At 72.5% G+C, this 14,210-nt stretch carries 14 protein-coding genes; 5 read left to right on the forward strand and 9 right to left on the reverse strand.

Features of this window, described 5'->3' with window-relative positions; genetic code table 11:
• Nucleotide 1: 1 nt before the first annotated feature.
• The 3 genes from AC4IHM_RS28700 to AC4IHM_RS28710 are packed head-to-tail and all read left to right on the forward strand — an operon-like array spanning nt 2 to nt 3,418.
• Nucleotides 2-361 carry a hypothetical protein gene (locus AC4IHM_RS28700; RefSeq protein ID WP_490869861.1) on the forward strand — a complete coding sequence of 120 codons (360 nt, stop codon included), beginning with the start codon at nt 2-4 and terminating at the stop codon, nt 359-361.
• Nucleotides 362-398: 37 nt separating this feature from the next.
• Complete coding sequence (locus AC4IHM_RS28705; RefSeq protein WP_490869862.1) at nt 399-2,204, forward strand: sodium/solute symporter; 1,806 nt, start codon at nt 399-401, stop codon at nt 2,202-2,204.
• 8 nt (nt 2,205-2,212) lie between these two features.
• A complete protein-coding gene (locus AC4IHM_RS28710) occupies nt 2,213-3,418 on the forward strand; it encodes a sensor histidine kinase (protein WP_490870970.1) in 1,206 nt (401 codons plus the stop codon).
• 24 nt (nt 3,419-3,442) lie between these two features.
• Here the strand turns inward: AC4IHM_RS28710 and AC4IHM_RS28715 are convergent, their stop codons facing one another.
• The 5 genes from AC4IHM_RS28715 to AC4IHM_RS28735 form a co-directional block, all read right to left on the reverse strand.
• Complete coding sequence (locus AC4IHM_RS28715; RefSeq protein ID WP_016325678.1) at nt 3,443-3,613, reverse strand: hypothetical protein; 171 nt, start codon at nt 3,611-3,613, stop codon at nt 3,443-3,445.
• 173 nt (nt 3,614-3,786) lie between these two features.
• Complete coding sequence (locus tag AC4IHM_RS28720; protein WP_490869863.1) at nt 3,787-4,737, reverse strand: cytochrome c oxidase assembly protein; 951 nt, start codon at nt 4,735-4,737, stop codon at nt 3,787-3,789.
• A gap of 115 nt (nt 4,738-4,852) precedes the next feature.
• Nucleotides 4,853-5,878 (reverse strand): 6-phosphofructokinase, encoded by a 1,026-nt coding sequence (locus AC4IHM_RS28725; RefSeq protein ID WP_490869864.1) that lies wholly within the window; start codon nt 5,876-5,878, stop codon nt 4,853-4,855.
• A 164-nt stretch (nt 5,879-6,042) separates the two neighbouring features.
• Nucleotides 6,043-6,771 (reverse strand): type 1 glutamine amidotransferase, encoded by a 729-nt coding sequence (locus AC4IHM_RS28730; RefSeq protein ID WP_490869865.1) that lies wholly within the window; start codon nt 6,769-6,771, stop codon nt 6,043-6,045.
• A 23-nt stretch (nt 6,772-6,794) separates the two neighbouring features.
• Complete coding sequence (locus tag AC4IHM_RS28735; protein WP_490869866.1) at nt 6,795-8,033, reverse strand: Mur ligase family protein; 1,239 nt, start codon at nt 8,031-8,033, stop codon at nt 6,795-6,797.
• Between the two features lie 169 nt (nt 8,034-8,202).
• Here AC4IHM_RS28735 and def point away from each other — a divergent pair, with 169 nt between their 5' ends.
• Entirely contained in the window at nt 8,203-8,742 is a 540-nt protein-coding gene (gene def, locus AC4IHM_RS28740; protein WP_490869867.1) for a peptide deformylase, read from the forward strand.
• Nucleotides 8,743-8,763: 21 nt separating this feature from the next.
• Here def and AC4IHM_RS28745 read toward each other — a convergent pair whose 3' ends face one another.
• Nucleotides 8,764-9,426: a TetR/AcrR family transcriptional regulator gene (locus AC4IHM_RS28745; protein WP_490869868.1), complete on the reverse strand. Its 663-nt coding sequence runs from the start codon at nt 9,424-9,426 to the stop codon at nt 8,764-8,766.
• A gap of 168 nt (nt 9,427-9,594) precedes the next feature.
• Here AC4IHM_RS28745 and AC4IHM_RS28750 point away from each other — a divergent pair, with 168 nt between their 5' ends.
• Nucleotides 9,595-10,821: an acyl-CoA dehydrogenase family protein gene (locus AC4IHM_RS28750; RefSeq protein WP_490869869.1), complete on the forward strand. Its 1,227-nt coding sequence runs from the start codon at nt 9,595-9,597 to the stop codon at nt 10,819-10,821.
• Between the two features lie 123 nt (nt 10,822-10,944).
• Here AC4IHM_RS28750 and AC4IHM_RS28755 read toward each other — a convergent pair whose 3' ends face one another.
• The 3 genes from AC4IHM_RS28755 to AC4IHM_RS28765 form a co-directional block, all read right to left on the reverse strand.
• The gene (locus tag AC4IHM_RS28755) at nt 10,945-12,159 is read right to left on the reverse strand and encodes a cytochrome P450 (RefSeq protein WP_490869870.1); all 1,215 of its coding nucleotides are present in this window, start codon (nt 12,157-12,159) and stop codon (nt 10,945-10,947) included.
• A 317-nt stretch (nt 12,160-12,476) separates the two neighbouring features.
• Nucleotides 12,477-12,713 (reverse strand): DUF6213 family protein, encoded by a 237-nt coding sequence (locus AC4IHM_RS28760; RefSeq protein ID WP_490869871.1) that lies wholly within the window; start codon nt 12,711-12,713, stop codon nt 12,477-12,479.
• 25 nt (nt 12,714-12,738) lie between these two features.
• Nucleotides 12,739-14,124 carry an NADP-dependent succinic semialdehyde dehydrogenase gene (locus AC4IHM_RS28765; RefSeq protein WP_490869872.1) on the reverse strand — a complete coding sequence of 462 codons (1,386 nt, stop codon included), beginning with the start codon at nt 14,122-14,124 and terminating at the stop codon, nt 12,739-12,741.
• Between the last annotated feature and the right edge of the window lie 86 nt (nt 14,125-14,210).

Raw genomic sequence — 14,210 nt, forward strand, 5'->3', positions numbered from 1 at the left:
CATGCCCCAGGACCCCACCGAACGCCGCGTCACCGTCACCGGCCCGCCCAGACGCACCCGGCGGGCCTCCGGCTACTACCGCCCGCGCACCGAGATCGACGAGCAGACCACCCTCGGGCACACCTACGTGCGCTCCCTGATGCGCAGTCAACTGCGCGCCGGACTCACCGCCTTCGCGGTCCTCGGGCTCCTCGTCGCGCCGCTGCCGCTGCTGTTCGCGGCGATGCCCGACGCCCGCCGTCTGGAATGGGCCGTCCTCGGCTTCGGCCTGTACGCCCCGCTGGTCCTGCTCGCCCGCTGGTACGTGCGCCGCGCCGAGCGCAACGAACGCGACTTCGTGCGCCTCGTCGAGGACCGATGAGACCGCCCATACCGACGCCGCCGGGTGACGAGGCGCGATGAACTCCAGCTACGCCATACCCGCCGTCGCCCTCGTCGCCGTCGCCACCGTCCTCGTCGGCGCCTTCGGCCTGCGCATCTCCCGCACCACCTCCGACTTCTACGTCGCCTCCCGCACCGTCGGCCCCCGCCTCAACGCCGCCGCCATCAGCGGCGAGTACCTCTCCGCCGCGTCCTTCCTCGGCATCGCGGGACTGGTCCTCGTCCAGGGCCCCGACATGCTCTGGTACCCGGTCGGCTACACCGCCGGCTATCTGGTCCTGCTGCTCTTCGTCGCCGCCCCGCTGCGCCGCTCCGGCGCCTACACGCTGCCCGACTTCGCCGAGGCCCGGCTCACCTCCCCGGCGGTACGGCGGCTGGCGGGCGCCTTCGTGGTCGGCGTCGGCTGGCTCTACCTGCTGCCCCAGTTGCAGGGCGCCGGACTCACCCTGACCGTGCTGAGCGGGGCGCCCGACTGGCTGGGCGGCGTGATCGTCGCCGTCGTCGTCGCCGCCATAGTCGCCGCCGGCGGCATGCGCAGCATCACCTTCGTCCAGGCCTTCCAGTACTGGCTGAAGCTCACCGCCCTGCTCGTCCCCGCCCTCTTCCTGGTCCTCGCCTGGCAGCGCGACGGAGCACCCGGCCGCCCCTTCGAGGAACCCGCCACCTTCCGCGAGCAGCGCTCCGTCCGGATCGAGGACACCCTCACCCTCAAGCTCGACCGGCCGCTGGCGGTCACCGTCGACGGCACCGTGGACGGCCGCGCCCACGACGGCACCCGGGTCGGCCTGCCCACCGGCACCCATCGCGTCGAGGCCGGCACCCGCCTCACCTTCGCCGAGAACACCCCGGTCCCCTCCGCCGGACAGGGCGCCGACGACGCCCTGTCGCCCTCCCGGGCCGAGAGCCGCACGGAACGCCCGCTGTACGCCACGTACGGCCTGATCCTCGCCACCTTCCTGGGCACCATGGGCCTGCCGCACGTCGTGGTGCGCTTCTACACCAGCCCGCACGGCGTCGCCGCCCGCCGCACCACCGTCGCCGTCCTCGGCCTGATCGGCGCCTTCTACCTGCTGCCGCCCGTCTACGGCGCCCTCGGCCGCCTCTACGCCCCGGAGCTGACCCTCACCGGCGACGCCGACGCCGCCGTACTGCTGCTGCCGGACCGGATGATCGGGGGAGTGGGCGGCGACCTGCTCGGCGCGCTGGTCGCAGGCGGCGCCTTCGCCGCGTTCCTGTCCACCGCGTCGGGGCTGACCATGGCCGTCGCGGGCGTCCTCACCCAGGACGTGCTGCCGTCCCGCGCGGTCCCGCACTTCCGGCTCGGCACCCTCCTGGCCATGGCCGTGCCGCTGGCGGCGAGCGCGCTGGTCGGCGGGCTGCCCGTGGCCGACGCGGTCGGCCTCGCCTTCGCCGTGTCCGCGTCCTCCTTCTGCCCGCTGCTGGTCCTCGGCATCTGGTGGCGGCGGCTCACCCCGCCGGGAGCGGCGGCCGGGATGCTGGTGGGCGGCGGCTCCGCCCTGCTCGCCGTGGCCGCCACCATGGCCGGCTTCCCGGGCGGCGGCGGCGCGCTGCACGCGCTGCTGGCCTGGCCCGCCCTGTGGTCGGTGCCGCTGGGCTTCCTCACCATGGTGCTGGTCTCCCTGGCCACCCCGGGGCGGGTGCCGGCCGGGACGGCGGCGATCCTGGCCCGCTTCCATCTGCCGGAAGAACTCGGCACCGAGGAGCTGCGCGCGGACGACCTGCGCACGGGCCCTTCCCAGGAGCCCCGTCCACCGCAGCCCCGTGCGCAGGCGGGCGGCCCGCGCGAGGAGGCCACCCCGTGAGCGGCTCCATGGGCGGTTTCCTGGCCGGCCTGGTCGTCGCCGTCCTCCCCCTGCTGGCCGCCGGCTTCTGGCTGGGGCGGCGCACCGCCCGCCCGCAGCACCTCGGCGGCCTGGGCACCCCGGTCGAGCACGCCACCTTCCAGACCCTGCACACCGCCTCCCTGGCCACGCCCCCGCTGCGGGCGGGGCTCACCGAGGAGACCGCCGGCAAGTCGGCCCGCAAGCTGCGCTCCCTGCTGGGCACGGACGCGCTGTGCCTGACCGACCTGAAGGAGGTCCTGGTCTGGGACGGCGCCGGCGCCCACCACCGCGCCGAGATCATGGAACGCCTCGCGGGACCGCTGGAGTCCGGCCGCGGCGAGGCCTTCCCGCTCACCTGCGACACCCCCGACTGCGCGGTGCGCTGGGCGGTCGTCGCCCCGCTCACCGTCGACGACCGGGTGCACGGCGCCCTCGTCGCCTGCGCGCCCCGCGAGTCGGCCGTCCTGGTCCGGGCGGCCGGCGAGGTCGCCCGCTGGGTCTCCGTCCAGCTGGAGCTGGCCGACCTCGACCAGTCCCGCACCCGGCTCATCGAGGCCGAGATCAAGGCACTGCGGGCCCAGATCTCCCCGCACTTCATCTTCAACTCGCTCGCGGTGATCGCGTCCTTCGTGCGCACCGACCCCGAGCGCGCCCGCGAGCTGCTCCTGGAGTTCGCCGACTTCACCCGCTACTCGTTCCGCAGGCACGGGGACTTCACCACCCTCGCCGACGAGCTGCACGCCATCGACCACTACCTGGCGCTGGTACGGGCCCGCTTCGGGGACCGCCTCGCCGTCACCCTCCAGGTCGCCCCCGAGGTGCTGCCGGTCGCCCTGCCCTTCCTCTGCCTGCAGCCGCTCGTCGAGAACGCGGTCAAGCACGGCCTGGAGGGCAAGGCCGACCGGTGCCGCATCCAGATCACCGCGCAGGACGCGGGCGCCGAGGCGCTGGTCGTCATCGAGGACGACGGCGCCGGAATGGACCCCGCGCTGCTGCGCCGCATCCTCGCGCGCGAGGTCAGCCCGTCGGGCGGCATCGGGCTGTCCAACGTCGACGACCGCCTCCGCCAGGTCTACGGAGACGACCACGGCCTCGTCATCGAGACCGCCGTCGGCGCGGGCATGAAGATCACGGTCCGGCTGCCGAAGTACCAGCCGGGCGTGCACTCGGCGGGCCGGCTCGGCCGCGAGTGAGTCGTCGGGCGCCCCCCGCGGGGCTCACGCGCTGCGGGTGGCCACCAGTCCCAGGGTGATCAGCCCCAGCACCACCCAGCCGAACCACAGCCAGCCGTTGCTGCCGAGCGCCACCGTGTAGGCCGTCACCGCGACCAGGCCGCCGATGGTGAGCGCCCCCATCGTCTTCGTCGAACTGTCCGTGGAACCGGGCATCGCGACACCCTCCTCTGGTCCGTTCCCCTCCATGGTGCCCTGGTTCTGCCTCGCACGGTGCGTACGGCGAGATGTGGGCCGGATTTCCGGGCACCGGGGCCGTCCGGGACCGCGCCGGGGGAGGGCGCCCCGGCGCGCGGGACGCCGGGGGCCAGTCGGGTGAAACCGCGTGCTCAGCCGCCGTGTGTGTTCAGCGAGGCCAGATAGGCGTTGTACGCCTCGAGTTCCTTGTCGCCGTCGCGGTCGGCGGCCCGGTCGGAGCGCCTGGCCTGGCGCTCCTCCGAGGCGTACCACTGGAACAGCAGCGCCAGCAGCACAAGCACGGACGGGACCTCGCTGAAGGCCCAGGCGATGCCGCCTGCCGCGTTCTGGTCGGTGAGCGCGTCGATGCCCAGGGAGGCCGGCGGGTTCTTGAACGTCTCGACCATCGGCGAGGACGCCATCATCAGCGCGATCCCGAAGAACGCGTGGAAGGGCATGCCCGCGAACAGCTCCAGCATGCGCATCAGGTAGCCGGGCCGGTGCGGGCCCGGGTCCACGCCCATGATCGGCCAGAAGAACACCACCCCGACGGCGAGGAAGTGCACCATCATCGCGACGTGCCCGACCTGGGAGCCCATCAGGAAGTCGAAGAGGGGGGTGAAGTACAGCGCGTACAGGCTCGCGATGAACATCGGGATGGTGAACGCGGGATGCGTGATGATCCGCATGTAGTGGCTGTGCAGCAGCATCAGCAGCAGCTCGCGGGGCCCCTTGCGGCCACGGCCCGCGGGCGGCAGCGCCCGCAGGGCCAGCGTGATCGGGGCGCCGAGCAGCAGCAGGATCGGCGTGACCATGCTGATCACCATGTGCTGGACCATGTGCACGCTGAACATGACCATGCCGTAGTCGTTGAGCGCGGTGCACATCATCAGCCCGACGCTCAGCACACCGGCGACGAAGGACACGGTCCGGCCCACCTGCCACCTGTCGCCGCGCCGCACCAGACGGACCACGCCCCAGCCGTACAGGGCCAGGGCCAGGAGGCAGGCGATGAGGAAGAAGGAGTCGGCCGACCAGGCGAGACCCCGCTCCAGCGTGAACGGCGGCAGATCCGTCGGCATGCCGTGCCCGCTGTGATCCATCCGCCGGCTCCTGTTTCGTGGGGGTTGAGCGCTGTCTGTCCGCACCAGAGTAGAACCGCCCCCGGCCGCGGCTGCGACCGGGGGCGGCCTGTCGTCGTGCGTGGCCCGCGGACCCTCAGAGAACGCACTCCGCTTCCGCGTACCGCGAGTCCGGCACCGTCTTCAGCGTCTCCACGGCCTCGGCCAGCGACACCATCTCGATGTCGGTGCCGCGCAGCGCCGTCATCATCCCGAACTCCCCGCGGTGCACCGCCTCCACGGCGTGCCAGCCGAACCGGGTGGCCAGCACCCGGTCGTACGCCGTCGGTGTGCCGCCGCGCTGGACGTGTCCGAGTATCACCGGCCGGGCCTCCTTGCCGAGCCGCTCCTCCAGCTCGATCGAGAGCTGGCGGGCGATGCCGGCGAAGCGCTCGTGGCCGTAGACGTCCTTGCCGCCCTCGTCGTAGTCCATGGTGCCGGGCTTCGGCTTGGCGCCCTCCGCGGCCACCACGATCGCGAACCGCTTGCCCGCCGAGAAACGCTCGCCGACCTTCGCGGCCAACTCGTCGATGTCGAAGGGCCGCTCCGGTACGACGACGGCGTGGGCGCCGGCCGCCATGCCCGAGTGCAGCGCGATCCAGCCGGTGTGCCGGCCCATGACCTCCACGATCAGCACCCGCTGGTGCGACTCGGCGGTGGTCTTCAGCCGGTCCAGTGCCTCGGTGGCGACGGTGACGGCCGTGTCGAAGCCGAAGGTGACGTCGGTGACCGCTATGTCGTTGTCGATGGTCTTGGGCACGCCCACGATCGGCAGTCCGTTGTCGGACAGCAGCCGGGCCGCCTTCAGCGTGCCCTCGCCGCCGATCGGGATGATCGCGTCGAGGCCGAGTTCCGCGACATGCCCCCTGGCGCGCTCCACGCCGTCCCGCAGATGCTCGGGGCGCACCCGGGAGGAGCCGAGTATGGTGCCGCCGCGGGCCAGGATGCCACTGACCGCGTCGAGGTCGAGCTTGACGTAGTCGCACTCCAGGAGGCCCTTCCAGCCGTCCCGGAAGCCGATGACCTCGTCGCCGTGGTCGACCACGGCACGATGCGCGACGGACCGTATGACGGCGTTCAGGCCGGGGCAGTCACCGCCGGAGGTGAGGACACCAATGCGCATAGCCCGGAATACCTTCTCGAATGGCTCGGGGGCCGGACCGCGCTGTCCGGCTCGATTCCCGCCACCCTAGCGGCATCGGGCGGCGGGACCGAACCGTGCGTCCGCCTGCTGGACGGGCCCGCTCACCTGTGCGGACGGGCCGTCAGACGGGCCGTCCGCACGGGTCAGGCGGGCTGCTGGGCCGCCGCGATGCGCTCGTTGCGCAGCGCCTCGTACCAGCGGTCGTCGGTGGGCGGCAGCGCGTTCACGTCGAGGGCCAGCTTGAGCAGCAGGTCCGCGATCAGCGGGTTGCGGGCCAGCACGGGACCGTGCATGTACGTACCGAAGACCGTGTCGTTGTACGCCCCCTCCGTACCGTCGCCCGTGCCGTTGCCGTTGCCGAAGCGGACCTGGGCGAGCGGTCGGGAGCCGGGGCCGAGGCGGGTGACGCCCTGGTGGTTCTCGAAGCCGGTCAGCGGGGGCAGGCCAAGGCGCGGGTCGATGTCGCCGAGTACGTCGCCCACGCACCGCGCGCCCTCGCCGCGGGTGGAGACCACGTCGAGCAGGCCGAGGCCCGGCTCGCGCTGGCCGAGGTCGTTGATGAACTCGTGGCCGAGGATCTGGTAGCCGGCGCAGACGGAGAAGACGATCGCGCCGTTCTCCACCGCCCGGTGCAGACCGCCGTCGCGGCGCAGCCGCTCGGCCGCGAGCCGCTGCGGGCGGTCCTCGCCGCCGCCGATCAGGTAGATGTCGCCGGAGGTCGGGATCGGCTGGTCGCTGCGCACGTCGAGCCGCGCCACGTCGAGGCCGCGCTGCCTGGCCCGCCGCTCCACGACGAGGGCGTTGCCCTGGTCGCCGTAGGTGCTGAGCAGGTCCGGGTAGATCCAGACGATGCGCAGTTGGTTGTCGCTCACGAAAGTCCCCTGAAGTCTCGCGGTCAGTTGCCGACGCGGCGGCGCAGGTCCTGGAATGCGGTGTAGTTCGCGATGACCTCGACGCGTCCGGGCGGGCACAGCTGCACCGCCTGGTCGAGGTCCTCGCACACCTGGAACTGCTGGTTCGCGACCTCCAGACGCACCGCGAGGTCCAGCTTGCGGTCGCCGACCACGCAGATCGGGTGGCCGGTGAGCCGGGTGTAGTCCACGTCCCACAGCCAGGAGGTGTCGGTGCCGTCGGCGCCGCGCGCGTTCACCGAGAGGATCACCGGGGCCGGCGGCGGGTCGATCAGGGAGAAGGTCTCCAGCCAGCCCGCCGGGTTCTTGGCGAGCAGCAGCCGCAGGTCGCGGCCCTGGAACTGCACCACGTCGTAGCGTCCGGCGACCGCCTGCACCTGGTACATGCGCTCCAGGGCGACCTGCGGCGGCACCCCGAAGACGGCGGCGACGGCAGCCGAGGAGGCGGCGTTGGCCTTGTTGGCGCGGCCCGGCAGCTGGAGGTGGATCGGCCAGGCGGAGCCGTGCGGGTCGAGGACGTGGTCGCCGGACAGCGCCCAGCTGGGCGTGGGGCGCCGGAAGCCGCACTCGCCGCAGAACCAGTCGTCGCCCGGACGCTGCATCACACCGCCGCAGGACGGGCAGGACCAGGCGTCGTCCTTCCACATCTGCCCGGCGGCGACCCAGATCACGTTGGGGGAGGAGGAGGCGGCCCACACCACGAGCGGGTCGTCGGCGTTGGCGACGATCACGGCCTTCGAACCGGCCAGGCCCTCACGCCAGTTCTCGGCGAGCATCCGGGTCTCGGCGGCGCGGTCGAGCTGGTCGCGGGAGAGGTTGAGCAGGGCGATGCACTTCGGGTCGGTGTCCCGGGCGACGCCGGCCAGGTACTTCTCGTCGACCTCGATGACGCCGTAGCGGGCCTCCGAGCCGCCCGCGAGCGCCGAGGTGATGCCGGCCGGCATGTTGGCACCGAGCGCGTTGGACACGACCGGTCCGGCGGCGCCGAGCGCCTCGGCGATCAGCCGGGTGGTGGTGGTCTTGCCGTTCGTCGCCGAGACCAGGGTCACGTCCAGGTTCTGGGCGAGCCGGGCGAGGAGGTCGGGGTCGAGTCTCAGCGCCACCCGGCCGCCGATCACCGAACCGCTGCCGCGCCCCGCGGCGCGCGATGCCGCCGCGACCGCCTTGCCCGCGGTCACGGCGATCTTGGCCCGCGGCGAGAGCGGGTCCGAGTTGCCTGCCATCAGTCCTCGATCCTCCTTGCGTACGCGCCGCGCCTGAAGCCTGCCGGCCACGTGGTGTGGGGCTCAGCCTATCGAGATCCGTTCGCACTCCCGAATCGCGGCACCGGCCACGGGGTTTTGGCGGTGGGCGCGGGCCGCCGGGGGACACAGGGACCTTACTCTGGCCGCCATGCGACACGGCTCCATCCCGGGCGCCCACGGGCGCGTCCGTCCCCTCGGCCTCCTCGGCGACCCCGTCCTGCACGCGCCCTGCGAGGAGGTCACGGACTTCGGCCCGCAACTGGCCTCCCTTGTGGAGGACTTGTTCGCGACCATGTACGCCGCCCAGGGTGTGGGCCTGGCCGCGAACCAGATCGGCGAGGCGGTGCGGGTCTTCGTGTACGACTGCCCGGACGACGAGGACGAGCGCCACCTCGGCCATGTGGTGAACCCGCGGCTCGTCGGGACGGGCGGGGTGGTGGTGCGCGGGCCGGAGGGCTGTCTTTCGCTGCCGGGCCTGGAGGCCGGGACCGAACGCCACGACGAGGCGGTCGTGACGGGCCGCACGGTGACCGGGGAGCCGGTCACCGTGCGCGGGACGGGATTCTTCGCGCGGTGTCTCCAGCACGAGTGCGACCATCTGGAGGGGCGGGTGTACGCCGATCGCCTGACGGGCCGGCGCCACCGCAGGCTGATGCGCCGGGCGGCACGGGCGTCCTGGTCCCGCTGAGCGGCGCCCGGCAGGGGAGCGTCAGAACCCCGGGCCGCCCGCCTTGTCGCCGGCCTCGGCGAGGCGGCCCCACAGCAGGTCGGCCAGGGTGCGGACCAAATCCTCCCGGGGGCAGGGGCGCTCCCCGAGCCACCAGTCGCCGGCGGCGTGCATCATGCCGACGATGCCGTGTCCCCAGACCCGGGCGAGCTGCTGGGTGCCCGGCCCGACGTCGAGGCGCTCCTCGATGACCTGGGCCAGCTCCTCGCCCATGCGGCGCAGCAGCGGCGCCGAGTGCTTGCCGACGTCGAAGCCCTGGTCGGCCTGGTCGGCCTGGTCGACAGGGGTGGCGCTGCCCTCCGCCGGATGCATCAGGAAGCGGTACACCTGCGGGCGTGCCTCGATGGCCGCGAGATAGGTGTCCAGGGTGGCCTCGACGCGTTGCCGCCGCTCCGCCGGGGCGTCCAGGGCGGCCCGCAGCGAGGCGAGGAGGGCATCCGTGTGCCGTCTGGCGAGCGCGGCGTAGAGTCCGCTCTTGTCGCCGAAGTGACGGTAGAGGATCGGCTTGGTGATACCGGCCTCGGCGGCGATGGCGTTCATCGAGGCATGCGGGCCCTCGCGCAGCACCACCCGGTCGGCGGCCTCGAGCAGTTCGCGCCGGCGGTCGGCGGACCGCTGCTGGTCGGTCCGCTGCGTGGTGTCCATGTGCTCTCCCCACCCGTGCTGGTTCGGTGACGCCTGCGCAAAGTAACACTCGCCGGGCACCCGGCATCGAACGGGAGGGCGAGGGGGCCTCGGGAGTTGACTTTCACTACCCACCGGTAACAGACTCGCGTTACCGTAAGTAACACCATGTGCGTCACTGGAGGGGACATGGCCGGGTTCACCATGGAACTCAACGACGAACAGAAGGAGGTCCGGGACTGGCTGCACGGCTTCGCGGCCGACGTCATCCGCCCCGCGGCCGCCGAATGGGACGAGCGTGAGGAGACCCCCTGGCCGGTCATCCAGGAGGCCGCCAAGGTCGGCATCTACTCCCTGGACTTCTACGCACAGCAGTACTTCGACTCCACCGGCCTCGGCATCCCCATGGCGATGGAGGAGCTGTTCTGGGGCGACGCGGGCATCGCCCTGTCGATCGTCGGCACCGGTCTCGCCGCCGTCGGTGTCCTCGCCAACGGCACCGAGGAGCAGATCGGCACCTGGATCCCCCAGATGTACGGCGACGCCGACGACGTCAAGGTCGCCGCGTTCTGCTCCTCCGAGCCGGACGCCGGTTCCGACGTGGCCTCCATGCGCACCCGCGCGGTGTACGACGAGGCCAAGGACGAGTGGGTGCTGGACGGCACCAAGACCTGGGCCACCAACGGCGGCATCGCCAACGTCCACGTGGTGGTCGCGGCCGTCGACCCGGAGCTGGGCTCCAAGGGCCACGCCTCCTTCATCGTCCCGCCGGACACCCCCGGCCTGTCCCAGGGCCAGAAGTTCAAGAAGCACGGCATCCGCGCCTCGCACACCGCCGAGGTCGTCCTGGACCGTGTGCGCGTCCCCGGCTCCTGTCTGCTCGGCGGCAAGGAGAAGCTGGACGCCCGCCTGGCCCGTGCCCGGGAGAAGGCGGGGAAGGGCGGCGAGCGCGTGAAGAACGCCGCGATGGCCACCTTCGAGGCGTCCCGCCCCGCGGTCGGCGCCATGGCCGTGGGCACCGCACGGGCCGCCTACGAGGTCGCCCTCGAATACGCGCAGACGCGCGAGCAGTTCGGCCGCCCGATCATCGACAACCAGGGGGTGGCCTTCCAGCTCGCGGACATGCGGACGTCGATCGACGCGGCACGGCTGCTGGTGTGGCGCGCCTCCTGGATGGCGATCAACGGCAAGCCGTTCACGGCGGCCGAGGGCTCGATGTCCAAGCTGTTCGCGAGCGAGACGGCGAAGAAGGTGACCGCCCAGGCGATCCAGATCCTGGGCGGCAACGGCTACACCCGGGAGTACCCGGTGGAGCGCATGCACCGCGACTCCGCGATCTACACCATCTTCGAGGGGACGAGCGAGATCCAGCGGCTGGTGATCGCCCGGACGCTGGCCGGGATGCCGATCCGCTGACGATGCCTGGGCGGCGTCAGCCGCTCGCTGCCGTACTTCGCCCGCAGCGCCTCGACGGCCTCGTGGTCCGGGACCACGAGGCCATGCGCGAGTGCGAACCGGTCTCCGCCGCCACGAGCCCGCTCACCAGGTCACCGGCAGGGCCTCGGGCCCGCGGATCAGCGCGCCCTTCTTGAAGGGCACCTCCTCGGCCGGCACCGCGAGCCTCAGACCCGGCACCCGGTCCAGGACGGTGTCGACGAGCAGCTCCGACTCCAGCCGGGCCAGCATCCCGCCGGGGCAGTAGTGCGGTCCGGAGCCGAAGGACACGTGCGGGTTGGGGCTCCGGTCGAAGTCGATCGCGTCCGGGTCGGCGAAGACCTCCGGGTCGCGGTTCGCCGCCAGGTACGACACGTAGACCGCGTCGCCCTCCCGGATCCGCACCCCCTTGACCTCCACGTCCTCCAGGGCGATCCGGGACAGCCCGACGGCGTTGCGATGGGGAATCCAGCGCAGCAGCTCGTCGACGGCCCGGGGGCGGATCTCCGGTTCGGCGCGCAGGCGTTCGGCGAGTTCGGGGCGGGTCAGCAGCAGGTGGAACATCTGCCCGCTGTTGTTGGTGACCGCCTCGCCGCCGATCTGCAGCAGCACGGCGAGCCCCACGGCCTCCTCCAGCGCGATCTCGTCCCGGCCCACGGCGGCGCCCAGCAGCGAGGCCACGTCCTGATCGGCGCTGTCCGAGCGGAGTGCGACGAGATCGGCGAAGTAGGCGTTCATCTCGTGCTCGGCCCGCTCGCCGACCTCGGCGCCGTGCGACGAGGACAGGATCAGCCGGGTCCAGGTGTGCATGGCGTGCCGGTCGGCGGCCGGCACTCCCATCAGCTCGCAGATCACCGCGATGGGGAAGGGTCTCAGCACGGCCTCGGTGAGGTCGGCGGGCGGTCCGGCCTCCAGCATGGCGTCGACCAGTCGGTCGAGCATCCCGCGGGACCGCTCCCGCACCCGCTCCACGCCCCGCGCCGTGAAGGCGGCGGCCACCGAGCGGCGCAGCCGGGTGTGGTCGGGCGGGTCCAGGAAGCCGACCGCTCCGCGCGCCGGGACGAAGTGCGGGGCGAGCCGGGTGATCTGCCGGTCGATGACCGCCGCACGGCCGAACCGGGGGTCGTCGGTGACCGTCCGGACGTCGTCGTGTCGGGTCACCAGCCAGGCCCAGCCCTCGCCGTTGGGCAGCGAGACGCGGGTGACCGGGCCCTCGCGCATCAACTCGGCCAGCACCGGGTCGAAGTCGGTACCGGGCAGGTCGACGACCGGCCAGTCCCGCACGGGCGGCGGCGCCGGGGAGATCGTCTCTTCGCTCATGTCCGCCTCATCACTTCGTTGTCTCGCGCTGCGCGGTCCGAGGCCGCTGTACTCGGTGAGCGTGACCCGGCTGCACCGGAGTTCTCCAACAGCCGGAGGGCCGACGGCAGTTGTGCTCCGGCACGGGCACCGAGGGGCTGCGCGAAGTCGCCATGGACCGTGCCTGCTCTCGCCTCGCGGAAGGTTCTCGCCCCCGGGCCGGAAAGTGGTGCACGTCTTCGGGGTGCTCACCCACGATCACTCACCGGGACGGCGTTCTCTCGCCGGGCTGCTCCGTCTCGGGGGCCGGGCCGCGCGGGCGAGGGGCGGGGGAGGCGTCAGGAGGACTGGCCGCTGCTGTGGGCGATGCAGGCCACGTCGATCCGGTCGGCCAGCTTGGCCAGCTCGATGGTGAGGGCCGCCACCGTGTCCTCGTCCAGGTCCTCCTCGCCGCTCTCCACGAGCCGCAGCCATCGCCCGCCCACCGTGCGCAGCAGCTTGCTCACGTCGGACGCGGCGACCTGGAGGGTGCCGCGGTCGTCGACGATCAGAGGCAAAGTCACTTCGCGGTTCACAGAGGGGATCGTAGTCGCGGAAGGCTCACGCTCCGTGCCATACGGTGGTGATGTTGCAGAACTCGCGGATTCCGTGCCCGGACAGCTCACGCCCGTACCCCGACCGCTTGACCCCGCCGAAGGGGAACGCCGGATGGGACGCCGTCATTCCGTTGACGTAGACGCCGCCCGCCTCCAGGTCCCGTACGAAACGGTCCACCTCCGTGTCGTCGCGCGTCCACACGTTTGAACTGAGCCCGAAGTCCGTGTCGTTGGCGATCAGCACCGCCTCGTCCAGGTCCGTCACGCGGTACAGCGTGGCGACCGGGCCGAAGGCCTCCTCTCGGTGGATGCGCATCTCGCGGGTGACGTTGGCCAGCACGGTCGGCGGGTAGTACCAGCCGGGTCCGTCGGGGCGTTCACCGCCGCACAGCACGGTGGCGCCGCCGCGCACCGCGTCGTCCACCAGCCCCGCCAGGTCGTCGCGGCCCTGCTCGCTGGAGAGCGGGCCGACCTCGGTCTCCTCGTCCATCGGGTCGCCGACCTTCAGGGCCTTCATACCGGCGGTGAAGCGCTCCACGAAGGTGTCGTACACGTCCGCGTGCACGATGAACCGCTTGGCGGCGATGCAGGACTGCCCGGCGTTCTGGGTGCGCGCGCCCACCGCGACCTCGGCGGCCCGGTCGACATCGGCGGACGGCATCACGACGAACGGGTCGCTGCCGCCCAGCTCCAGCACCGTCTTCTTGATCATCTCCCCGGCGGTGGAGGCGACCGCGCGGCCGGCCGGCTCGCTGCCGGTGAGGGTCGCGGCCCGCACCCGCTCGTCGCGCAGGATGTCGTCGACGGCGGCCGAACCGATCAGGAGGGTCTGGAAGCAGCCCTCGGGGAAACCGGCCCGATGGAACAGGTCCTCCAGGTACAGCGCCGTCTGCGGCACGTTCGAGGCGTGCTTGAGCAGGCCGACGTTGCCCGCCATCAGCGCGGGCGCCGCGAACCGGATCACCTGCCAGAGCGGGAAGTTCCACGGCATCACCGCGAGCACCGGGCCGAGCGGCCGGTAGCGGACCAGGGCCCGGGAGGCGCCGGAGTCCTTCACATCGGCCTCGGCGGGCTCCTCGTCGGCGAGCAGGTCGGCGGCGTGGTCGGCGTACCAGCGCATCGCCCTGGCGCACTTGGCGGCCTCCGCGCGGGCCTGCCCGACCGGCTTGCCCATCTCGGTGGTGACGACCCTGCCGATCCCGTCGCGGTCCGCCTCCAGGAGGTCGGCGGCACGGTGCAGGAGCCGGGCCCGCTCGCCGAACGGCGTCGTCCGGTAGGTGCGGAAGGTGGCCTCCGCGAGCTGGAGCCGGCGTTCGATCTCCTCCTCGCCCATGGCCTCGTACGTCCTGAGCGTCTCGCCGTTCGCCGGGTTCACCGTCGCGATGGGCATGGCCGACCTCCCTGGTGCGCAATCGTGCTTCGACCCTGGCGTGCGGCACGGGGTGCCGCAACGCGGACAGGTCCTGTCGGAGCGCG

It is taken from the genome of Streptomyces sp. SL06 (assembly GCF_058244745.1).